This is a genomic window from Dyella sp. BiH032, assembly GCF_031954525.1.
In the GTDB taxonomy this organism is placed as follows: Bacteria; Pseudomonadota; Gammaproteobacteria; order Xanthomonadales; family Rhodanobacteraceae; genus Dyella_D.
The window spans coordinates 2,840,557-2,863,966 of record NZ_CP134867.1; the positions used below are offsets into that span (position 1 = coordinate 2,840,557).

Below are 23,410 nucleotides of genomic sequence, written 5' to 3' on the forward strand. Positions count from 1 at the left end.
TCCGCGAGTCAGGGCAAGGCCATGGTGTCCGATGCCGACTCCAATGCCGCAAGGTGGCCCAGCACGCCCGCCAGGCTGCGCAGGTCCTGGGCGTTGTGTTTCAGGACCCGATAAAGGTCCGTAGGGTCGCCGGCACGGAGAAAGCGCAGCCATGCCGCCGGCGCCTGCGCGCCTGGCAGGTCGTCTTCGCGGATCACGCCGAGCAGTTGGCGTTCGGCTGTCGCCAACCGGCAGTTGGGCCACTGTGCGCGCCAGCGCCGGCGCACCGGGTGCAGCAGATCGATATGGCGCAGGCCCTGCAGCGGATTGGCCATCCGCTCCAGCCGGAAACGGGTCGCCAGCAAGGGCGCGTCATAGCTCTTGCCGTTGTAAGTGGCCAGTACCGTCGTCGGCGCGATCCATGCGCGCAGCTGTTCGAGCATGGCGGCCTCGCCCGCCAGCGCGGTGATGGTGAGCTGGCGCAGCACGAATCGCCGTCCCTGCCAGCGGGCCACGCCGATCATGAAGGCGCGCGTGCCGGTGCCGCCGGCAAGGCCGGTGGTCTCGGTGTCCAGCAGGAGCACGTCCGCGGGATCGATCGGCTCGGGCAGCTTGGCGAACGTCCCGTCGAACGGTGCGGGAACGGACGGCCAGTCCGTCACGTCTTCCGCGAACCAAAGGCCGGGCGCCAACTCACGACCGAGGCCGGCCGGCCTCACGGCACTCAGGCGCGGGCGCGCCGAGACGGGACGACGCACCGCGAGCAGACGCTCCAGCCCGGCAGGCCATGGCGCCGTCGGCGCGATGGCAGGCGAGGCAACGTTGGTGACGGCTTCGATCTTGGCGACACCGGCCTGGTCGCGAAGCCGGCGCAGGCGAGCGGCGAGTTCCGTCACAGGTCGGCCAATAGAGCGAGCACGTCGCGGCCGAGCTCCTTCATGGAACGGGCGGCCGTCTCGTCGGAGGCCAGCACCGGCCCCACGCAGGCCGGGCAGCCCAGCCGGCAATCGCAGCGTTCGATCAGCTCGCGCGCACGGTCCACCAGTTCGGCGCGCCGCTCGAACAGCGGGGCGCTCAGGCCGACGCCGCCGGGAAAGGCATCGTAGAGATAGAGCGTCGGGATGAACGGTGCGTTCGGGTCCTGCGTCTCCTCGCCCCAGCCGTGATGGACGCGCGCATGCCCGGTGCTGTCCGGCGTGGCGAACCAGGCGCCGTCGCCGCTGCCCACCGCCTTCTGCAGATCGCGCCCCTCGGCCATCACGGCCACCGTGGCGACGGTATGCAAGGCCGTTGCGGCAGCGAGAAAGCCATCGAGGGTGTCCTGGCGCCGCTCGAAGGCCTGGTCGAGCGTGCGTTGCGCGAGCGCCCACCACACCGCGGTCGTATGGAGTTCGCTGTCCGGCAGGTTGACGTTGCCGTAGCCGATGTTCTCGTGCGTGTAGTATCGGATCTTCTTGTAGCCCGCGACGCGGCGCACCACGTGCACCTCGCCGTGCAGGCACTCGCCCCGGCCGGAAGGCGTGCCGTCGAACCGGTCCAGCACCTTGAGCCTGGTGTAGTCGATGGCGTCCGTGTAGTAATCGACCTCGGTGCGCGTGACGTAGGCCTTGCGTCCCGTCCAGTCCAAGCGCTCGACCTGATAGGGCACTGACTGCACCATGTGGATGGCCCCTTCGTAGAGCGTGAGTGGCGCCGTGCTGTAGTCCACTTCCGCGATGATGGTCTGGCGCCCGCCGGTGCGGTCGACCACCACGAAGTTGCCCTCCGCCACCGAGCGCAGCGACACGGCGTTGACCGGGTAGCTGTCGGCAATCCACTCGAAGCGCTCGCTCTCGCGGTGCAGTACGCCCTCCTCGGCGAGCACTTCCAGCCAGGGCTCCACCAGCTGCCCGCCGAAGGCGTCGCCGGCACGGAACGGCAGTTCGAAAGCTGCGCAGCGGATGTGGTCCAGCAGGATTAGCGGCTGGTCCTGGGCGATCCGCGCGTGTTCCGGCGAGGCGTCCTGAAAGTACTCCGGATGACGCACCAGATACTGGTCCAGCGGTTCGCTCGACGCCACCAGCACGCCCAGCGACGGCTGCTGGCGCCGGCCGGCGCGGCCGAAGCGCTGCCAGGTCGCGGCCACCGAACCGGGGTAGCCGTTGAGGATGGTGACGTCCAGCGCGCCGATGTCCACGCCCAGCTCCAGCGCCGAGGTGCTGACGATGCCGTCGACGCGCCCTGCCCGCATGTCGCGCTCGGCCTGCCGGCGTTCCGTCGGGAGATAGCCGCCGCGATAGGCGCGGATGCGCGGTGGCTTGCGCGGATCGTGGTCGAACACGTCCTTCAGGTATTTCGTCAGCACTTCGACCATCAGCCGGCTCTGCGCGAACACCAGCGTCTTCAGCCCCGCGCGGATCGCCGTGCGCGCGATGCGGTTGGTCTGGCTGCGCGCGGAGGCGCGCAGGCCCAGGTCGGCGTTGACCACCGGCGGATTCCACAGCAGCACATGCTTCGGCCCCGAGGGCGCCCCGCTTTGCAGAATGGGCGTGACCGCTTGTTCGATCAGGGCTTCGGCATGCTCGGCCGGGTTGCCGATCGTCGCCGAGCACAGGATGAACTGCGGCGACACGCCATAGAACGCGCAGACCCGGCGCAGGCGCCGCAGGACGTTGGCCACGTGGGAGCCGAACACGCCGCGGTAGGTATGCACTTCGTCGATCACCACGTAGCGCAGGTTCTCGAAGAACTGCGCCCATTTCGTGTGATGCGGCAGGATCGCCTGATGCAGCATGTCGGGGTTGCTGACCACTACATCGCCGTGCAGCCGGATCGCCTGGCGCGCGTCGCCGGGCGTGTCGCCGTCGAAGGTGAAAGCGCGCACGCCGAGGTCGCCGGCCGCGTTGAGTTCCAGCAGCTCGGCCACCTGGTCCTGGGCGAGCGCCTTGGTCGGGAACAGGTAGAGCGCCTTCTTGCCCGCGGCCATCACCGAGGTCACCACGGGCAAGGTGAAGCAAAGCGACTTGCCCGAGGCCGTCGGCGTGGCGACCACGATGTGCTCGCCCCTGGCGGTCGCGGCCCAGGCCTGTCCCTGGTGCGCGTAGAGCTCGGCCACGCCGCGCGAGCGCAGCGCAACGGCCAGCGGTGCCGGCAGGTCGTCGGGCAGCGGTACGTAGCGCCCTTCCCGCCCTTCCAGCACGAAGTGGCCGGTAACGCGGTCGCCGTAGCGCTGGACCAGTCGCCCGGCCAGTTCGTCGCCGCCCAGCGGCAGCAGTCGGGCATCGTCTTCGTCCGCGATGGCGGCAGGCAGCGGGGCGCGCATGGTCGATCTCCGGGAAAGCCGTCGCATTCGACTGCCCCGCCGTCTCACGGATTGAGACGGGCCGCCGGCGCGGACACGGCGGTCGCCCACGATGGCCCGAACCGCATGCTCGCCAGTGGCCGTGGCCTTGGCTCAGCCGATCCCACATCACGGCCATGTGCCGCATCTCCCGCGATGCGGCAGCGACGGATCGCGGAGCGACGACGCGCTAGGCGTCGCGGCTCGCCTCGCGCAACGCGTCCATCATCAGCGCCACGGCGGGCGACGGCAGCTTGTGCGCCGGCGTGATCAGGCCGAAATCGTCCATCTCGCACTCCATCGGCAGCGGCAGGATGGCGACCATGCCGTGCGCCGCGTAGTACCGGGCGACGTCCTGGGCGAGCACCGCGATCATGTCGCTCTGTTCCAGCGCGCGGGTGATGAACAGGAGCGCCGAGGTTTCCACGATGTTCGTCGGCGGCGCCAGGCTGGCTCTCTGGAACATCAGCTCGAACCGGTGCCGCAGCACGCTTCCGGCCGGCGGCACGATCCACGCGCCGTCCTGCACTTCCGGCAGCGCGAGCGACGACCGCCGCAACAGCGGATGCTTCCGGCGCACCACGGCGTGGACGGGCTCGCTGGCCAGCGGCTCATAGTGCAGCTGCAGCTTGTCGTGCTCGGGGAACAGCCGCCCGATCACGATGTCGAGCTTGCCCTGCCCCAGCTTCCCCAGGAGCACGTTGCTGGTATCCACGTCGACCACCACGCGCAGGTTGGCATGCCGGCGCTTGACCGCGGCGACGGCGGTGGGCAGCAGGCTCACGCCGGGCGAGGTGATCGCACCCACCGCGACCTGCCCGAGGCGGCCGGCCTTCAGTGCAGCCAGTTCCTCCTGGGCCTGGTCGAGACTGCCCAGCACCGCGCGCGCATGGCGGATCAGCGCCTCGCCATACAGGGTCGGCCGCATGCCGCGAGGCATCCGCTCGAACAAGGACGTCGCCAGGGTTTCCTCCAGCTCGCGGAGCAGCTTGGAGGCGGCCGGCTGGGTGATGCTGAGCGCCGCCGCGGCGCGATGGATGTTGCCCTCTTCCGCAAGCGCCACCACGAGCAGCAACTGGCGGGTCTTCAGGCGCGTGCGGACGTACCAGGGGCTGGCATCGAGCATGGGGACTCCGGGATCGATATCGGAATGGATATCTGAAGCATCCAATTTGTCATTGGTAGGTTATCAGTCCTATTCCTAGACTGCAGCCCGTCCCCGCGAAGCGATGGAACCATGTCGGCAAGCAAACCCCGGTTGCGGTCCCGCCAATGGTTCGGCACCACGGACAAGAACGGCTTCATGTATCGAAGCTGGATGAAGAACCAGGGCATCCCCGACCACGAGTTCGACGGCAGGCCGATCATCGGCATCTGCAATACCTGGTCGGAACTGACGCCCTGCAACGCGCACTTCCGCAAGCTGGCCGAGCACGTCAAGCGCGGCATCTATGAGGCGGGCGGCTTTCCGGTCGAATTCCCGGTGTTCTCCAGCGGCGAATCGAACCTGCGCCCCACCGCGATGCTGACGCGCAACCTCGCCTCGATGGACGTCGAGGAAGCGATCCGCGGCAACCCGATCGACGCGGTCGTGCTGCTGTGCGGCTGCGACAAGACCACCCCGGCGCTGCTGATGGGCGCGGCGAGCGTCGATGTGCCGACCATCGTGGTGACCGGCGGCCCCATGCTCAACGGCAAGCTGGAAGGCAAGGACATCGGCTCGGGCACGGTGGTGTGGCGCCTGCACGAGGCGCTCAAGGCCGGCGAAATCGACCTGCACCGTTTCCTTTCCGCCGAGGCGGGCATGTCGCGCTCGGCCGGCACCTGCAACACCATGGGCACGGCGTCGACCATGGCCTGCATGGCCGAATCGCTGGGCGTGTCCCTGCCGCACAACGCTGCCATTCCCGCGGTCGACGCCCGGCGCTATGTGCTCGCCCACATGTCGGGCATCCGCATCGTACAGATGGCGCTGGAGGACCTGCGGTTGTCGAAAGTCCTCACCCGCGAAGCATTCGAGAACGCCATCTGCACCAATGCCGCCATCGGCGGCTCGACCAATGCCGTGATCCACCTGAAGGCCATCGCCGGCCGGCTCGGCGTGCCGCTCGGCCTGGAAGACTGGACACGCATCGGCCGCAACATCCCCACCCTCGTCGACCTGCAGCCCTCGGGCCGCTTCCTGATGGAAGAGTTCTATTACGCGGGCGGCCTGCCGGCGGTGCTGCGCCGGCTCGGCGAGGCGAAGCTGCTGCCGCATCCGGACGCGCCGACGGTCAACGGCAAATCGGTCTGGGAGAACGTCAGCGAGGCGCCGATCTACGACGACGAGGTGATCCGCCCGATCGGCCGGCCGCTGCTGGCCGACGGGGGCATCCGCATCCTGCGCGGCAACCTCGCGCCGAATGGGGCGGTGCTCAAGCCGTCGGCGGCCACGCCCGAGCTGCTCAAGCATCGCGGCCGTGCCGTCGTGTTCGAAAGCTTCGAGCATTACAAGGAGCGGATCGGCGACGAATCGCTCGACGTCGACAAGGACTCGATCCTGGTCCTGAAGAACTGCGGCCCGCGCGGCTATCCCGGCATGGCCGAGGTCGGCAACATGGGCCTTCCGCCCAAGCTGCTGCGCCAGGGCGTAAAGGACATGGTGCGCATCTCCGACGCGCGCATGAGCGGCACGGCGTACGGCACCGTGGTACTGCACGTGGCGCCGGAAGCGGCGGCCGGCGGCCCGCTGGCCGCGGTGCGCAACGGCGACTGGATCGAGCTCGACTGCGAAGCTGGACGCCTGCATCTCGACATCGACGACGAAGAACTCGCGCGCCGCCTGAGCGAACTCGACCCGGCTGCCGCGCCCGGCGTGGCCGAACAGCTGGGCAAAGGCGGCTACGCACGCCTCTACGTCGACCACGTGCTGCAGGCCGACCAGGGTTGCGATCTCGACTTTCTCGTAGGAACGCGCGGTGCCGACGTGCCGCGCCATTCGCATTGAAGGCGCCGGGATGACGACAGCGCTCACCGGCGAATTGCTGATCGATGGCCGCGCCTGGCGCGGCACGGGAACCGCCTTCCACGCGTTCGATGCGGCGAGCCACCAGCCCATCGCGCAACCGGTGTTCCATGGTGCGTCGCCGGCCGACGTCGATCGCGCCTGCACCTTGGCGGACGAGGCCTTCGACGGCTATCGCGCCCTGTCGCTGGAACAGCGCGCGGCCTTCCTCGACGACTGCGCCGCGCGCATCGAGGCGCTGGGCGAGGTGCTGATCGAGCGCGCGGTGGCGGAAACAGGCCTGCCGCGCGCGCGGCTCGAAGGCGAGCGCGTGCGCACCGCCGGCCAGCTCCGCATGTTCGCGGCGCTCGTCAGGAGCGGCGACGCTCTCGACGTGCGCATCGAGCCCGCCCTGCCCGCGCGCCAGCCGCCGCGGACCGATCTGCGCTTCTGGCGCATCGGAATGGGCCCGGTCGCAGTGTTCGGCGCGAGCAATTTTCCGTTGGCGTTCTCGGTGGCCGGCGGCGACACCGCATCCGCGCTGGCGGCCGGATGCCCCGTGGTGGTGAAGGCGCATCCGGCGCATCCGGGCACGTCGGAGCTGGTGGGACGCGCCATCCAGCAGGCCGTAGCCGCGGCCGGTCTTCCGGCCGGCGTCTTCGCGCTGCTGTTCGACGCCGGCCACGAAGTGGGTGCAGCGCTGGTCGGCCATCCGGCGATCCGCGCCGCGGGCTTCACCGGTTCGCGCGCCGGCGGGCTCGCGCTGGCCCGTCTCGCGGCGGCGCGCAAGGAACCGATTCCGGTCTATGCGGAAATGAGCAGCGTGAATCCGAACGTGCTGTTGCCGGCCGCACTGGCGTCGCGCAGCGAAAGCCTGGCGCGTGACTTCGCGGCATCGGCGACGCTCGGCCACGGGCAGTTCTGTACCAATCCCGGCCTGATGCTCGGCCTCGCGGGCGAAGGCTTCGAAGCCTTCGCCGCTCATGCCGCGCACGAGTTCAACGCCAGGCCGGCGGGCGTGATGCTCACCGACGGCATCCTTGGTGCCTACGAACGCGGCATCGAACGGCTCGCGCGCCACCCGCAGGTGGCCGTGCTCGCGCGTGGCGAAGCCATGGCCGGACGCGGCCGCGCGGCGCTGCTGCGCGTGCACGCCGCCGCACTGGCCGCCGACGGCTCGCTGGGCGAGGAAGTGTTCGGCCCGAGCAGCCTGCTGGTCGAATGCGCTGACATCGCCGAACTGCTCGCGGTGCTGCGCAGGCTGGAAGGCCAGCTGACGATCACGCTCCACATGGAGCCGGCCGACATCGAGCTCGCACGCCCCCTGCTGCCCCTGCTCGAACGCAAGGCGGGCCGCCTCCTGGTGAATGGGTTTCCGACGGGCGTCGAGGTCTGCGACGCCATGGTCCATGGCGGCCCGTTCCCGGCGACCTCGGACGGGCGCAGCACCTCCGTGGGCACTGCCGCGATCGAGCGCTTCCTGCGCCCGGTCTGCTACCAGAACTTCCCCGACGAGCTGTTGCCGACGGCGCTGCGCGAAGGCAATCCGTTACACCTCAGGCGCCGCTTTGCGGGCCGTTCCGAACAGATGGATGCGGCGACCGCGCACGACGCAGCCGACAACGGAGGACAAGGAGCCGGATGAGCACCACCCAGCAAGGGCCCCGCCCGCCCCGTTACCGCGGCATCTTCCCCGTGGTGCCGACCACGTTCACCGAGACGGGCGAGCTGGATCTCGCCAGCCAGAAGCGCGCGGTCGATTTCATGATCGACGCCGGCTCGGACGGGCTGTGCATCCTGGCGAATTTCTCCGAGCAGTTCGCGCTGTCCGACGACGAGCGCGACCTCATCACCCGCACCGTGATCGAACATGTGGCCGGTCGCGTCCCGGTCATCGTCACCACGACCCACTACGGCACCACCGTCTGTGCCGCACGCAGCCGGCGGGCGCAGGAACTGGGCGCGTCCATGGTCATGCTGATGCCGCCCTATCACGGCGCCACCTTCCGTGTGCCCGAGGCGCAGATCTATGAGTTCTATGCCCGCGTCTCCGACGCCATCGGCATCCCGATCATGATCCAGGACGCACCGGCCAGTGGCACCGTGCTTTCGGCGCCGTTCCTCGCGCGCATGGCGCTGGAGATCGAGCAGGTCGCCTACTTCAAGATCGAAACACCGCGCGCAGCCGACAAGTTGCGTGAGTTGATCCGCCTGGCCGGCGACGCTGCGGAAGGCCCCTGGGACGGTGAGGAAGCAATCACGCTGCTGGCCGACCTCAACGCCGGCGCCACCGGCTCGATGACAGGCGGCGGTTTTCCCGACGGCATCCGCCCGATCATCGAGGCGCACCGCGAAGGCCGCTTCGACGAAGCCTTCGCGCACTACCAGCGGTGGCTGCCGCTGATCAATCACGAGAACCGCCAGGCCGGCCTGCTCGCCTGCAAGGCGCTGATGAAGGAAGGCGGCGTGATCGCTTGCGGGCTGCCGCGCCATCCGCTGCCGCCGATGTCGCCGCATGCGCGCGCCGAGCTGATCGAGATCGCGCGACGGCTGGATCCACTCGTCCTGCGCTGGGGAAAGTGACGCCATGAACGCCCCGGCGCCGCGCACGCGCATGCCCCCCAACCTGCCGCCGTGCCGCGTTCCCCGCCATGCAAGCGAAACGCGGCACGCAGATGCCGATGGCTTCGATACGGCCGTCGCCCCACTTGAGGAGACCGTGGCATGACCTGCCCTGACCACCGCCGCATGCTTCGCGTCCTTGCCGCCGCCTGCCTCGCCTGGGTCGGCACCACTGTCCTGCACGCCGAAGCGCCGGTGAAGATCGGCTTCCTGGTGAAGATGCCGGAGCAGGCATGGTTCATCAACGAACAGAAAGCAGCCGCGGAAGCCGGCAAGAAGGAAGGCTTCACCGTGGTGAACATCGGCACGCCGGATGGCGAGAAGGTGCTGGCCGCCATCGACAACCTCGGCGCACAAGGCGCGCAAGGCTTCGTGATCTGTCCGCCCGACGTGCGGCTCGGGCCGGCGATCCGGGCGCGGGCAAAGCAATACGACATGAAGTTCGTCACCGTGGACGACCAGCTGGTCGACGGCGCCGGCAAGCCGCTCGCGGGCGTGCCGCACCTGGGCATGTCGGCGTTCAAGATCGGTAACCAGGTCGGCCAGGCCATTGCCGACGAAATGAAGCGGCGCGGCTGGAAACCGGAGGAAGTGGGCGCGCTGCGCATCACCAACTATCAGTTGCCGACGGCGAAGCAACGTACCGACGGCGCCACCCAGACGCTGCTGGCCCAGGGTTTCAAGCCAGATCGCATCTTCGACGCGCCGCAGCGCAGCACCGACGACGAAGGCGGCTTCAACGCCGCCTCGCCCGTGCTCGCGCGCCACCCGGACATCAAGAAATGGGTGATCTACGCGCTCAACGAAGAGACAGTGCTCGGCGCCGTGCGCGCCACCGAGCAGCTGCGCCTGCCGGCGGCGGACGTCATCGGCGTGGGCATCAACGGCGCCGGCGAGGCTTTCGCCGAATTCCAGAAGACGCAGCCGACCGGCTTCTACGGCACCATCGCGGTCAGTTCGCCCAATCACGGCAGGCAGAGCGCGCGCAACCTGGTGAACTGGATTCGCACGGGCCAGGAGCCGCCGGCCGACACGCAGACCGCCGGTACGCTGATGACGCGGAGCAACTGGCAGGCCGTGCGCGCCGAGCTGGGCATCTGAGCCGGTGACGGACGCGGTGGAAAGCGCGGCACGGCCGGCCTGCCTGGAACTCGACGGCATCACCGTGACCTTCCCGGGCGTGCGTGCGCTGGACCGCGTGTCGCTGGCGGTGCGCGCCGGTGAAGTGCACGGCCTGATGGGCGAGAACGGTGCGGGGAAGTCCACGCTGCTGAAGGTGCTTTCGGGCGTGAACTCGCCGCAGGAAGGCAGCTTGCGCCTCGATGGCGCGGCCCGGCGTTTCGCCGGGCCGCGCGCCGCCATCGATGCCGGCATCGCGATCATCTACCAGGAGCTGCACCTCGCGCCGGAACTGACGGTGGCCGAAAACCTCATGCTCGGCCAGCTGCCCCATCGCCTCGGCGTGCTCGACGGGCGCGCGCTGATCCGGCGCGCGGCGGAAGCGTTGCAGCGCCTGGGCGAGCCGATCGATCCGCGAACGCCGGTGAAGCGGCTGTCCATCGGGCAGCGGCAAATGATCGAGATCGGCAAGGCGCTGATGCGCGATGCGCGCGTGATCGCCTTCGACGAGCCGACCAGTTCCCTGTCCGCGCGCGAGACCGATAACCTCTTCCGCATCATCAGGCAGCTGCGCGACGACGGCCGCGCGATCATCTACGTTACGCATCGCATGGACGAGGTCGACGCGCTGTGCGACCGCGTCACGGTATTCCGCGATGGCAAGCGCATCGAGACGTTCGACGCGGCGAAGGGGCTGGACCGCGGCCGCCTGATCACGGCGATGGTGGGCCGCCCGATCGAGGACGTCTACGGCTATCGCCCCCGCCCGGCAGGCGAGGTGCTTATCGAGGCGAAGGGACTGATGGGGCCTGGGTTGGCGGAGCCCGCCTCGTTTGCGGCGCGGCGCGGCGAGATCGTGGGTTTCTTCGGCCTGGTAGGCGCGGGCCGCTCCGAATTGATGAAACTGCTCTACGGTGCTTCGCGCGCCAGCGCCGGTCACATCGAGCTGCGCGGGAAGCGCGTTCGCTTCGCCAGTCCGCGCGACGCCGTGCGCGCGGGCATCGCGCTATGTCCGGAGGATCGCAAGCAGGAAGGCATCGTGGCGAACGCCTCGGTGGCCGACAACCTCAACCTGAGCGCACGCCGGCATCTCTGCCGCGGCGGCTTGCTGCTCGACCGGCATCGCGAACGCGCACTGGCGCAGGACTATATCCGCCGCCTCGCGATCAGGCCGCACGACGACCGCGTCGCCATCGGCACACTGTCCGGCGGCAATCAGCAGAAAGTGATCCTGTCCCGCTGGCTGGCCGAGCGCATCGAGGTGTTCTTGATGGACGAACCGACACGGGGCATCGACGTCGGCGCGCGCGCCGACATCTATCGCCGGCTTTACGAACTGGCCGAGGCCGGACAGACGGTGCTGCTGGTATCGAGCGACCTGGCCGAAGTCATGGGTGTCGCGGACCGCATCGTCGTGATGCGCGAGGGGCGCCTGGTGGGCGACGTGGCGAGAGCCGACGCCACGGCCGACGAACTGATCAGATGGGCGCTACCGCGCTGAGGCATCGAGGCGAACCGGAATGAACCAAGCCATGCGACCCGAGCCAACCCAGCCACCCGCGGAAACCGCACCTTCGCTCCCTCGCGCCTTTGTCGAGGGGCTGCTTCGCCGCTCGGGCATCGTGCTGGTGTTCGTGCTGCTGTTCGCTGCGCTCGCCACGACGGTTCCCGGCTTTCTCAGCGGAAGGAACATCCAGGGCCTGCTGCTCTCCGTCACGCTGATCGGCACGATCGCTACCACCATGATGTTCGTGCTTGCCCTGGGCGAAGTCGATCTGTCGGTCGCCTCCATCGTCGCCTTTGCCGGCGTGGTGGCGTCCACCGTCATCACGCAGTCGCACAGCGTGGCGCTGGGCATCGGCGCCGGCATCCTGGCCGGCGGCGCGGTCGGGCTGGTCAATGGCGTGCTGGTCGCGCGGTTCAAGGTCAACTCATTGATCGCCACGCTCGCCATGATGGAGGTGGTACGCGGACTGGCCTACCTCACCTCGAACGGCGACGCGGTGATGATCGCCGAGGAAAGTTTCTTCGAGCTTGGCAGCGGAGCGTTCCTCGGCATCTCGTATCCGATCTGGAGCAATATCGCCGCGTTCGCGCTCTTCGGCTTCCTGTTGAACCGGACGGTGTTCGGCAAACACGTGCTCGCGGTTGGCGGCAACAGCGAGGCGGCAGCCTTGGCCGGACTTCCGGTGACGCGGATCAAGATCCTGGTGTTCGCGCTGCAGGGGCTGGTGACCGGTTTCGCCGGCGTGATGCTCGCTTCCCGGATGAGCCTCGGCGACCCGAAGACGTCGGTGGGGCTGGAGCTAGGCGTGATCTCCGCCTGCGTGCTGGGCGGCGTCTCGCTCACCGGCGGCGTGGCGACCATGTCGGGTGTGCTGGTGGGCGTTCTCATCATGGGCTCGGTGCAGAACGCGATGAGCCTGTTGAACGTGCCGACGTTCTATCAATATCTGATCCGCGGCGGCATCCTGCTGCTGGCCGTCATGTTCGACCAGTTCCGGCGCCGCCGGCGCGCGGGCTGACCGCGGCGTTCGTTTCCAGAAGGAGTTTCATGTCGATGTGGAAGAAGATCGTGCTCGGTGCGTTCCTGCTTTCGGCGGCCGGCCTCGTTGCCGCGCAGAACATCAGCCCGACGCCGCCCATGGGCTGGAACAGCTGGGACAGCTATGGCCTGACTGTCGACGAAGCGGCTTTCAAGGCGAATGCGACGGAGCTCGCCAAGCTGCGCCCGTACGGCTGGACCTATGCGGTGATCGACCAGGGCTGGTACATGCGCCGCCCGCAGGGCGACTCGTTGCAGAACCGGGATTTCGTGCTGGACGAAAACGGCCTGCTGGTGCCGGCGCTCAACCGGTTTCCTTCCGCCGCCGATGGGCAAGGCTTCAAGCCGCTCGCCGACTGGGTGCATGCGCGCGGGCTGAAGTTCGGTATCCACATCGTGCGTGGCATTCCCAAGCAGGCGGTGACGGCGCGCTCGCCCATCGCGGGTTCCGCCTTCCACGTTGACGAAGCGGCCGACACCACGGACACCTGCCCTTGGGACGACAGCAACTACGGCGTGCGCGACACGCCGGCCGGCCAGGCCTATTACGACGCGATGTTGGCCATGTACGCGCGCTGGGGTGTGGATTTCCTCAAGGTCGACTGTATTGCCGATCATCCGTACAAGGGCAGCGAGATCCGCCAGATCGCACGAGCCATCAAGAAGGCGGGACGGCCCATCGTGCTCAGCCTTTCGCCGGGTCCGACGCAGTTGTCGCACGCGGAGGAGATTCGCCAGTTCGGGCAGATGTGGCGCATCTCCAACGACGTGTGGGACGGCTGGACGTTCGTCCGTGCGCGTCCCAACGACGACTTCCCCATGGGCGTGCGCGACGTCTTCGAACGCCTGCCCGCATGGGCGGGCCACGCACGCGATGGCGGCTGGCCCGATGCCGACATGCTGCCGTTCGGCATGCTGGCGCCGCATCCCGGCCTGGGTGAGCCGCGCCGTTCGCGCCTCACGCTGGAGGAACAGCGCACGCTGTTCACCCTCGTCGCCATCGCGCGCTCGCCGCTGATCCTGGGTGCCAACCTGACGCAGCTCGACGCGGCCACGCGCGGATTGATCACCAACAAGGCCGTGATCGCCGTCAACCAGCACAGCCGTGACAACCGGCCGGTCGCGGCGTTACCGCAGGGGTTCGAGCAAGCGCGCGTCTGGATCGCCTCCGGCGCGGATGGCGAGCGCTATCTGGCCGTCTTCAATCTGGATGATCGACCACTCGCGCTCGATGCGCCCTGGGCCGAGCTGGGCCTGGATGCCGGGCCTTACCGTGTCCGCGAACTGTGGGCTGGGCGCAAGGAGAATGGTTCGAACCGGATGACCATCGAGTTGCCTGCACATGGTTGCGCGCTCTTCGCGCTGAAGCGGATGCGCTGAAGCACAGCGCGGTTCGTCGGCGCGGCAGGCGCCGGCATGCGAGGGAGATCGGCAAGCGACGGGACGCACCATCGGTTGATGGAATGCGTTCCCGCCTGACTTGTTCCGCATAAAAGCCGTCCTCGTCGGCTCAGAGGCCACCTCGGCATTTGATAATCATTCTCATTGCCAATATGCTTGCCCGGCCCTCTTCCGGACCGAGCCTGCATGACGCGATCCATCGGACTGCTGCAATCCGTGCCCAGCCCTTTGCTGTGCGAAATGATGGGCCACGCCGGCTATGACTTCGTTCTGCTCGACCTGGAACACGTCCTGGTTTCGCCGGACCAGCTCCAGCACGCCATCCGCGCCAGCGAGCTCGGCGGCTGCGCCCCCTGGGTGCGCGTACCGGAGGTGGACGAAAAGCTGATCGGCCGGGTGCTCGATGCCGGCGCCAAGGGCGTAGTGATTTCCCGTCTGGAAACCGCCGAACAGGCGGCGCGCGCCGTCGCCGCCGCGCGTTTCCCGCCGCTGGGTCGCCGCGGTATCACGGGCGGGCGGGTCACCGGCTTCGGCAAGATGGCGTTGCCGGATTACATCGAACAAGCCAATCGCGAAATCCTGGTCGTTCCCATGATCGAGAGCGACGCAGGTGTGCGTGCCCTGCCCGACATCCTCGCCGTCCCCGGCATCTCGCTGGTGATGGAAGGCGCCCTGGATCTAGCGCTCGACCTCGGCCTGGGCCCCCAGCCACTGCACGCGGAGGTGTGGCAACGGCTGCTGCACATCGCCCGCTGCTGCGACGAAGCCGGCATCCCCTTCTGCCCCAATCCGCGCACCGACGAACAGCTGCGCCACTGGGTGTCGCGCGACGTGCGCTGGATGCTCGCCGGCGAAGACCGCGGCCTCCTGCTCGCCGCGCTGCGCGACCGCGCGTCCGCCCTGCGCGCCCCCTGATTTCTTCAACCCACTTTGGAATCCGTTTCGTGATCGGCACTCCCCGCTTGCATCTCCTCGGCCTGTCCATCGCCTGCGCGCTGTGCGCGGGGGGCGCCCATGCCGACGACACTACGTCGACGAACAAACCGCGCGACCTCGACGCCGTGCAGGTACAGGGCAATGTGCTCGGCCAGTCGTCGAAGGAGAACGTGCGCACTTATGCGGGCAGCCGCAAGGTGATCAGCAGCGAGGACCTGGCCACTGGTGCGAACCGTTCGCTGGACGACGCGCTGCAGCGCGTGCCCGGCGTGAAGATTTTCGACGAAACCGGCACCGGCGCTCTGCCGCAGATCATGTTGCGCGGCCTGTACGAAAGCCGCAGCGGCCGCGTGCAGGTGCTGGAGGACGGCATCCCCCTGTCGCTCGCGCCCTATGGCCAGACCAGCCTGTCGCTCTTTCCGGTCACCATGAACCAGATCGACCGCATCGACATCGTGCGCGGCGGCGCGGCCGTGCAGTACGGCCCCAACAACGTGGGCGGCGTGATCAACCTGGTCAGCAAGCCCATTCCGGAACAGTGGACGACCATGCTGGGCGAGAAGATCACCGCCGGCGGCGCAGGCCACTACCTGCGCGACACCTCCGTCAGCACCGGCGGCTACCTCACGCCCAACTTCGGCATGCAGCTGGATGCCGACTGGAACAAAGGCCAGTACTGGCGCGACCACAGCGACACCAACGTGAAGAACGTGCGCCTGCGCACCGAGTGGTGGCTGGACGACGACAAGCTGTTGAAGGCCAGCGTGCAGCGCTACGTCGCCAATCTGGACATGGCCGGCGCGCTTGCGCCTGCCGACTACGAGGAAAACCCGCGCCAGGCCACCCGCCCGCTCGACCGCTTCACCGGGCGCACCACGCGCGCCTCGCTCACCTACCAGCAGGACCTCGGCGCCTGGGGCCCCTTCGACCAATCGCAGTTCACCTGGACCAACTTCAGCGCCGACAGCAGCCGCAACTTCATCGTCGGCATGCGCCGCCTGTCCACTCAGACGTGGCGCCCGGACCTGCCGTCGCAACTGCTGCAGAGCGCGCCGCGCGGCTTCAAGGTCTACGGCAGCGAGCCGCGCATCGCGCTGCACATCGATTCCGGCGCAGTCACCCAGCAGTGGACCGCCGGCGTGCGCGCAGTGCGCGAAGACATCGACTTCCTCGTCGGCAACACCGGCCTGGACAACGGCGTCTACACTCTGGTGCGCGACTGGCAGTTCAAGGACCGCGCCTGGTCGGCCTACGTCAGCGATGCCGTGGGGCTGTTCGGCGACCGCCTGACCATCACGCCTGGCCTGCGCTACGAGCATCTCGATTCCACCTACCTCAACCGCGCCAGCGGCGCGAGCACGCGCAACAACGTGCGCAACGCGCTGCCGGGTCTTACCGTCGGCTACAAGGCCAGCCCCCACTGGTATGTCTATGCCGACGCGCAGCGTTCCCTGCGCGCGCCGCAGGTGACGCAGATCATCTACGGCGACAATCTCGACTCGGAACTGGCGTGGAACTACGAGGCCGGCGCGCGCTACATGCCGACCGAAGGCACCAGCATCAACGTCGACGTATATCGGATCGACTTCGACAAGCAGATCCAGCTCGACAACACCACGCGCACCTACGGCAACCTGGGCAAGACTCGCCACCAGGGCGCGGAAGTGGAACTGGAATGGAGCCCGGCGGGCCTGCGCGCACTGAAGTTCAACGCCGGCTATGCCTATCTGGATGCCAGCCAGGAGTCCGGCCAGTACGCCGGCCGCCGCGTGCCGTACACCTCGCGCAACCAGGTAAACCTTGGCGCGAGCTATGGCGCGGGCCGCACCGTGGTCGCCCTGAACAGCTACTACTTCAGCAGGGCGTACAGCGACGCGGCCAATACGGTGCGCGAGAACGCCATCGCTTCGGTCGGCGAACTGCCTTCGTACTGGGTGTGGAACATGCAGCTCACGCAGATCCTGATGGCGGCCGGCAGCAGCATGCTCAAAGGCACGCTGGCGGTGAACAACCTGTTCGATCGGCGCTACTGGTACCGCGGTATCGACACCAGTCCGTGGGGCCGCCAGCCGGCACCGGGGCGCACGTTGACGGCGGGCATTGAACTGACATTCTGAGGCCGCGGCGCGCACGCCATGTCATCGCATCGCCGCGCGCCGAACGAAAATTGCAGGAAATTGCGGCAAAAATGCGGCAGCGATCACACGCCTTGTCTCGCTGCTGCAACCGGACGTTGACGTCAAACATACTTGTCGCCAAGCAACATGGCTCGTCCGCATCGGCAAGGATTTCGGCGCTCTTCCGAGTCCCCTCGATGCCGGTACAGGGGATGCTCCGAGCCTGACTTCGCGGCGACGCCGATCCGCTTACGCGGGCGACGCACCCGGTGCCGGTCGCGGACTGCGACATTAACCAGCCAGCCGGCGCTTTCCGCCCGGCCCAGCCATCACAGACGAAACGACCGCGTCGGCGCGAACCGCCGAGGATGGCGTGTGGATGGCGATGCGCGCGCAGCGCCATGGCCAGAACGGCATCCCGGCTTCGCCGAACGCGGCCCTTGCCCACGGATGCCCGACATGACCGACAACCTGTCACCCCTGGTGATCCTCACCCACGTACGCCATGCGGCGGTCACCGACGGATTCCTTCCGGCCGCCCGGCGCCTCGGCCTGCCCGTGGTACTGGTGACCGATCACCGGCTTGAACACCTGGAACACTTCGGCCGCGAGCCGCAGCACGCGCCGGAACGGATCCTCGAATGCGATGTGTTCAATCCGCTGAGCGTGATCGACCTGCTGCACGGCGAAGGCATTCGTCCTGCGGCGGTGTTCTCCAACAGCGACCACCTGCAGACCGCTACCGCGCTCGTCGCCGAAGCGTTCGGCCTGCCTGGCAAACCCTGGCGCGTCTGCTACGCGGCGAAGAACAAGGCCGCCATGCGCGAACGCCTGCAGTCGCTGGGGTTGCCCACGCCCTGGTATGCCACCTTGCTGCCCGGCCAGGCCGCGCCGGCAAATGCGCCCTGGCCATTGATCGCCAAGCCGCGCGAAGGCGTGGCCAGCCTCGACGTGCAGCTGTGCGCCCATGCCGGCGAGCTGCAGTCGTACCTGCAGGCGTTCTGGCAGCGCCACCCCGGGCGAGCCGTATTGCTGGAGGAGTTCCTGCACGGGCCGCTGTTCACGCTCGAAACGCTCAGCGATCGCCACCGCACGCAAGCCGTCGGGGGCTTCGACGTGACGCTCTCCGAGCCGCCGCACTTCATCGAACTGGAAGCCCGCTGGAACGGTCCGGCCAGCACGCGGCAGCGGCAGCAGGCGCTCGCCCAGGTACTGGCCTTCGGCGTGGACTTCGGCGTCTGCCACAGTGAGTTCATTCTCACCGAGCGCGGCCCGGCGCTGGTCGAGATCAACTACCGCAGCATCGGCGACGGCCGCGAATTCATGCTGGACCGCATGTACGGCCAGCGCTGGTTCGACACCATCCTGCGCCTGCATCTGGGCCAGCCGCTGACGCCGCTGCAGCCATCGAGCGCGCATGCCTTGGTGCGCTACTACGTCGCGCGCGAGGAAGGGCGGCTGGTCCGCAGCAGCGACGATCGCACACAGCAGCATGAAGCTGCGCACATCACCTACCGCCGCCTGCGCCGGCAGGGCGAGGAGATCCGCCTCAGCCGCTCCAACAAGGACTACCTGGGCGCGCTGAGCATCGTGGCGGACACGGAACACGACCTCGACCGCGCCTTGCACGCGGTCGAGCCGGAACTGCACTGGCAGATCGCCACGGCACAGGAGGTCGACGCATGAATCCGTCACGCGACGACCATGCCTATATCGCCTGGCGCATCATCGACTGCTGCCTGCGGGAAGACGTGCGAGGCATCGTGCATCGCGGCAGCGAGGCCACGCCCGCACCCGCCCTGCGGCAGGCCTGGCCAGGAACGTCCGCTCCGGAACAGTGGTGGCGCATTCCGCACCTTCCTGCCGGGCCGGTCTGGTTGCCCGTGCGCAGCAGCGACTACATGCAGAGCCTGTGCGCCACCGGCGATGGCTGGCTGCGCGAAACGCCGGACGGTGGCATTTACGAGCACGGCGCGGATGCCTGGCTGACCCTGCTGTCGGAAGGACTCGACGAGGAGACCCGGCAGCTGCATCTGGACTATGCGATCGAGGCCCGCTGCGCCGCCGAACATCGCGCACTGGCCCGGCAGGCCTACGAGGACCGCGGCGGCGCACTTGCCGACGCACTCGACGGTGCCACCTGGCACGAACGCGCGCTGCGCGCCGACCAGGTGGCGAGCTACCGCGACCATCCGTTCTATCCCACGGCGCGCGCCAAGTCGGGCTTCGGCGAGGACGATATGCGCGCGTACGCCCCTGAGTTCGACCCCTGCTTCCCGTTGCGCTGGCTGGCGGTGTCGCGGGACGCCTTGCAGCTCACCACGGAGCCGCCCTCGTTCTGGCCGAGCATGACGGACGTGGGCCTGGACGAGGCGCTGGCTTCGACCCACGCCCTGCTGCCGGTGCACCCGCTGACCTGGGTCCGCCTGCACGGCGACGAGGCATTTCCCCTGCCGCCGCAGGCACAGCGTGCGCCGCGCGCATGGCTGTGGGTCCGCCCCACGCTGTCGGTACGCACGGTGATGCCCGTGGAGCACCCGGGCCACCACATCAAGCTGCCGCTGCTGATGCGCACGCTCGGCGCGCTCAACCTGCGACTGATCAAGCCGTCGACGCTGTACGACGGCCACTGGTTCCAGCGGGCGCTGACCGCGCTGGCGGAGAACGATGACGCGCTGCGCGACCGTTACCTGCACGCCGACGAGGCGCATGGCGGACACGTCGACGAAGCGAAGCATCTGGCCTATCTCGTGCGCGGCTACCCTTCCCTACCCGACAGCAGCCTGGTTCCGGCCGCGGCCCTGTGCGCCACGATGCCCGACGGCCGTCCCTTCGCCGCGCACCTCGCCGACCGCTTCCACCAGGGCAACCTGCTCGACTGGTGGCAGGCTTACGCCGGGCTGCTGTGCGGCGTGCACCTGCGCCTGTGGCTGGTCTATGGCGTGGCGCTGGAGGCGAACCAGCAGAACACCGTACTGATCTATACGCCGGAACAGCCGCCGCGACTGCTGATGAAGGACAACGATTCGGCCCGCGTCCTGCTCCCGCGCCTGCGCGAGCGGCTGCCGGCGATCGCGGCGTTCGGCCCGCTGCGCGATCCGCGCATCCCGGTGGAGGGCGACGATGCGCTCGCGCGCATGTTCTGCACCATCATCCTGCAGCTGGACCTGTTGGCCGTGCTCGAAGGCATCGCCGAGTGGCAAGCCGGCTGGCGGCAGCCGATGTACGCCGCGCTGCGCGGCATCCTGCGCGACACCCTGGACGAACTCCGGCGCGAAGGTGTCGACACGCGTCCCGCCGAACGCCTGCTGCAATCGCCCTGGCTGCCGGTGAAGTACCTCCTCAGCGCGGGCAGCCTGTTGAGCAAGCGCGTTACTGGCGCGAGCGACATCAACAAGTTCTACGGTGATAGCGGCCCCAACTTCATGCGGCTGGACGATGCCGCGGAACTCGCGCGACCGGTCGAGGGAACCGGCTGATGCGCACGCTCGCCTCCGTACTGGCCGCGCATTATCTGGCGGCCTTCACCGCGCTGGGCATGCCCGTGTTCATGCCGCGCGTGCTCGCCGGCCTGGCACCCGGCGCGCCGGACTGGCTCAGCGGCCTGCTCTATGTGCTGCCCACCGTCTGCACCGCGCTGACCGCCACTGCCTGGGGACGCCTCGCCGACCGCTACGGCCGCAAGCTCTCGCTGATGCGCGCGCAGGCGGGACTGGCGCTGGGCTTCGTGCTGGCCGGTTTCGCACCCAGCCTGCCTTGGTTCGTGCTCGCCCTGGTCATCCAGGGCGCCTGCGGCGGCTCGCTGGCGGCAGCCAACGCCTATCTGGCCACGCAATCGCAAGGTGCATCACTGACGCGCGCGTTGGACTGGACGCAGTTCTCCGCGCGGCTGGCAATGGTGACCGCGCCCGCGCTGCTCGGCCTGGCGATGCAGTTCGGCTGGGCGCACGCGCTGTATCGCTATCTCGCGCTGCTGCCGCTGCTGGCCCTCGCGCTCACCTGGCTGCTGCCGGCCGATACCGTCGAAGCCCCGGCCCGGAAGCCGCGCACCAGCGCCGCGGGAGAGATGCAGGATGACGCGCGCGAATGGTGGCCGCTGCTGAGCGTGCAGTTCCTGTTCTACTTCGCGATGGTCGTCACCTTTCCCTACTTCATCTCCTATAGCGAAGCGCTCGGCGTCGCCAGCGACAGCCATGCCGGCCTGTATTACAGCCTGCCGCACCTGGTGTACCTCGCACTGCTGCCGTGGCTGCGCACCCGCTCGCCGGCGCCGCAGCGCCCCCTGCTGGCCGGCCTTGCGCTGTTCGCGGTCGCATGCGTGATCCATGCGCTGATCGCCGTTCCGTTCTGGCTCGCGCCGGCGCGGGTGCTCTACGGCATCGGCATGCTGCTGGCGATCGGCGGACTCAATCGCGCGCTGAGCCTGCTTGCCGGCCGCGGCGGCGCGGGCCGCCTGTTCGGTCGCTTCGATGCCTGCGGCAAATGGGCCGGCGCGCTGGGCGGTGTCGCCGCCGGAGTGCTGGTCCATCGCTGGGGGTTCGCCATGCCGTTCGTCGCCGCCGCCTGCGCGGGCGCGGGTGCGCTCGCCTGCGCGGCACGTGTCTTTCTCTTCCATCCACAGAGGCCACCGTATGTCTCAGCAAGCGATACGTGAACAGTGGTATGCGGCCCAGGCCGGCGCACAGGCCATCGAGCGCTGGCTGAATTGCTATCTGCGCGAGTTCGCCCTGCCCGACGGCCAGGCCGACCTGGACTACCGCGGTCTCGATCGGCCCGCCGGCCTGGCCTGCGGCGAGGGGCCGCTGCTGCGCATCGGCTTCGACCAGCCCGGCTACGCGCTGTGCGTGCGCCTGGTCTACGGCAGCCGGCTCGGGCGCTGTACCTATGCCTCGGCGCCGTACCTCAAGGCCGCGGGCGAGGCCTGGCGCTGTGCCGACGCGCGCACCACGATCCACTTCCTGCTGGAGCGGCTGGCGCCGGAATGCGGCTTCAACGAGGAGTTGCTCGCGCAGTCCGACAACAGCATCGCCATCACCCGCCATCTGCTGGAACGCGCGGCCGCGGCGCCGACGCGCGGCGACAGCCTGATCGACGCCGAGCAAGGCATGCTGTGGGGACATGCCATGCATCCGGCGCCCAAGAGCCGCGACGGCGTGCCGCTGGAACCCATGCTGGCCTGCTCGCCGGAAATCCGCGGCGAGTTCCCGCTGTACTGGTTCCGCATCGATCCGCGCCTGCTGCGCACGCTCGGTCGCGATGTCCGGGCCACGCTCGCGAAGGTGGCCGGCGCGGATGACTTCTATCCCTGCCACCCCTGGGAAGTCGAACGCGTGCTGGCGAACCCGCTGTTGCAGGAAGCACGCAGCCGCGGCTGGATCGAGCCGCTCGGAACGCGCGGCATGAACGTCCAGCCCACGTCCTCGGTGCGCACGCTGTATCGCGCGGAGCTGGATTACTTCCTCAAGATGTCGATCCACGTGCGCCTCACCAACTGTGTGCGCAAGAACGCCTGGTACGAGCTGGAAAGCGCGGTGGCGATGACTGAACTGCTGGAGCCGGCATGGCGCGACGTGGGCGAACGCGTGCCCGGCTTCGGCGTGCTGCCCGAGCCGGCGGCGACCACCCTTGACTTCGGTGCGCTGGGCGGCGCGCCCGACGCGCAGCGGACGCTGGTCGAAAGCTTCGGCATCCTCTATCGCGACAACCCTGGCGCATTGGTGCGCGAGCGCTACCACCCGCAGGTTGCCGGCGCGCTGTTCGCCGTCGATCGCCATGGTGCCAGCGTATGCAAGGCCATGCTCCGCACGACGGTGTCTGCCGGCGGCTATGCCCGCGCAGCCGTCGCCTGGTTCGAAGCGTATGCCGGCCTGCTGCTCGACGGCGTGTGGCTGGCCTTTTTCCGGCACGGCATCGTGCTCGAACCGCATCTGCAGAACACCGTGATCGGCTTCGACCGTGGCCTGCCTTCGCGCGTGTGGGTGCGCGACCTGGAAGGCACCAAGCTGGTGAGCGAGCGGTGGACGGACCGGCAGCTGGACGAACTGTCGGAACGCGCGCGCCAGTCCGTCCTGTACAGCCAGGACCTGGGCTGGAAGCGCATCGGCTACTGCGCGCTGGTCAACAATATTGCCGAAGCCATCTTCCATCTCGCCGACGGCGATGCCGCGCTCGAGGACCGGCTCTGGGACGCCGTCGGCGGCATCGCGCAGCGCTGGCAGGACCGGCACGGCGCGCAGCCCCTGCTACAAGGCTTGCTGGAGGGCGCAGGACTGCCCAGCAAGAACAACCTGCGCACACGGTTGCTCAAGCGCGCCGACCGCGACTCCGACTACACCTACATCGCCAACCCGATCCGGCCCCAGGCCGTCGCGCGCCAGGTGGCGTGA

The 23,410-nt window shown here is 68.6% G+C and carries 16 protein-coding genes; 13 read left to right on the forward strand and 3 right to left on the reverse strand.

Annotated features, from left to right (window positions below; genetic code table 11):
* Positions 1-8: 8 nt before the first annotated feature.
* The 3 genes from RKE25_RS12700 to RKE25_RS12710 all read right to left on the reverse strand — a co-directional run bounded on the left by RKE25_RS12700 (position 9) and on the right by RKE25_RS12710 (position 4,424).
* Positions 9-875 carry a ribonuclease H-like domain-containing protein gene (locus tag RKE25_RS12700; RefSeq protein WP_311838469.1) on the reverse strand — a complete coding sequence of 289 codons (867 nt, stop codon included), beginning with the start codon at positions 873-875 and terminating at the stop codon, positions 9-11.
* Complete coding sequence (locus RKE25_RS12705; RefSeq protein WP_311838470.1) at positions 872-3,280, reverse strand: DEAD/DEAH box helicase; 2,409 nt, start codon at positions 3,278-3,280, stop codon at positions 872-874. Before RKE25_RS12705 ends, RKE25_RS12700 begins: the two co-directional genes overlap by 4 nt.
* A gap of 208 nt (positions 3,281-3,488) precedes the next feature.
* Positions 3,489-4,424 (reverse strand): LysR substrate-binding domain-containing protein, encoded by a 936-nt coding sequence (locus tag RKE25_RS12710; protein ID WP_311838471.1) that lies wholly within the window; start codon positions 4,422-4,424, stop codon positions 3,489-3,491.
* Between the two features lie 111 nt (positions 4,425-4,535).
* On the opposite strand from RKE25_RS12710, the gene RKE25_RS12715 reads away from it, so the two are divergent.
* The 13 genes from RKE25_RS12715 (at position 4,536) to RKE25_RS12775 (ending at position 23,410) form a co-directional block, all read left to right on the forward strand.
* Complete coding sequence (locus RKE25_RS12715) at positions 4,536-6,287, forward strand: IlvD/Edd family dehydratase (protein WP_311838472.1); 1,752 nt, start codon at positions 4,536-4,538, stop codon at positions 6,285-6,287.
* A gap of 10 nt (positions 6,288-6,297) precedes the next feature.
* On the forward strand, positions 6,298-7,929 hold the full coding sequence (locus RKE25_RS12720) for an aldehyde dehydrogenase (NADP(+)) (protein WP_311838473.1): 1,632 nt from the start codon (positions 6,298-6,300) through the stop codon (positions 7,927-7,929).
* Positions 7,926-8,867: a dihydrodipicolinate synthase family protein gene (locus RKE25_RS12725; RefSeq protein WP_311838474.1), complete on the forward strand. Its 942-nt coding sequence runs from the start codon at positions 7,926-7,928 to the stop codon at positions 8,865-8,867. Before RKE25_RS12720 ends, RKE25_RS12725 begins: the two co-directional genes overlap by 4 nt.
* Before the next feature lie 141 nt (positions 8,868-9,008).
* The gene (locus tag RKE25_RS12730) at positions 9,009-10,007 is read left to right on the forward strand and encodes an arabinose ABC transporter substrate-binding protein (RefSeq protein ID WP_311838475.1); all 999 of its coding nucleotides are present in this window, start codon (positions 9,009-9,011) and stop codon (positions 10,005-10,007) included.
* Positions 10,008-10,011: 4 nt separating this feature from the next.
* Positions 10,012-11,526: an L-arabinose ABC transporter ATP-binding protein AraG gene (gene araG / locus RKE25_RS12735; RefSeq protein WP_311838476.1), complete on the forward strand. Its 1,515-nt coding sequence runs from the start codon at positions 10,012-10,014 to the stop codon at positions 11,524-11,526.
* 31 nt (positions 11,527-11,557) lie between these two features.
* Entirely contained in the window at positions 11,558-12,550 is a 993-nt protein-coding gene (araH, locus tag RKE25_RS12740) for an L-arabinose ABC transporter permease AraH (RefSeq protein WP_311838477.1), read from the forward strand.
* 29 nt (positions 12,551-12,579) lie between these two features.
* Positions 12,580-13,950, forward strand: a complete 1,371-nt coding sequence (locus RKE25_RS12745; RefSeq protein ID WP_311838478.1) for a glycoside hydrolase family 27 protein — start codon at positions 12,580-12,582, stop codon at positions 13,948-13,950.
* A 207-nt stretch (positions 13,951-14,157) separates the two neighbouring features.
* Entirely contained in the window at positions 14,158-14,886 is a 729-nt protein-coding gene (locus RKE25_RS12750; protein WP_311838479.1) for an aldolase/citrate lyase family protein, read from the forward strand.
* Between the two features lie 32 nt (positions 14,887-14,918).
* Complete coding sequence (locus tag RKE25_RS12755) at positions 14,919-17,024, forward strand: TonB-dependent siderophore receptor (protein ID WP_311842387.1); 2,106 nt, start codon at positions 14,919-14,921, stop codon at positions 17,022-17,024.
* A gap of 459 nt (positions 17,025-17,483) precedes the next feature.
* Positions 17,484-18,710 (forward strand): siderophore biosynthesis protein PvsA, encoded by a 1,227-nt coding sequence (locus tag RKE25_RS12760; protein ID WP_311838480.1) that lies wholly within the window; start codon positions 17,484-17,486, stop codon positions 18,708-18,710.
* A complete protein-coding gene (locus RKE25_RS12765; protein ID WP_311838481.1) occupies positions 18,707-20,503 on the forward strand; it encodes an IucA/IucC family protein in 1,797 nt (598 codons plus the stop codon). The genes RKE25_RS12760 and RKE25_RS12765 overlap by 4 nt, the downstream gene beginning before the upstream one ends.
* Positions 20,503-21,678, forward strand: coding sequence for an MFS transporter (locus RKE25_RS12770; RefSeq protein WP_311838482.1), 1,176 nt, complete (start codon positions 20,503-20,505; stop codon positions 21,676-21,678). Before RKE25_RS12765 ends, RKE25_RS12770 begins: the two co-directional genes overlap by 1 nt.
* Positions 21,656-23,410, forward strand: a complete 1,755-nt coding sequence (locus RKE25_RS12775) for an IucA/IucC family protein (RefSeq protein WP_311838483.1) — start codon at positions 21,656-21,658, stop codon at positions 23,408-23,410. The genes RKE25_RS12770 and RKE25_RS12775 overlap by 23 nt, the downstream gene beginning before the upstream one ends.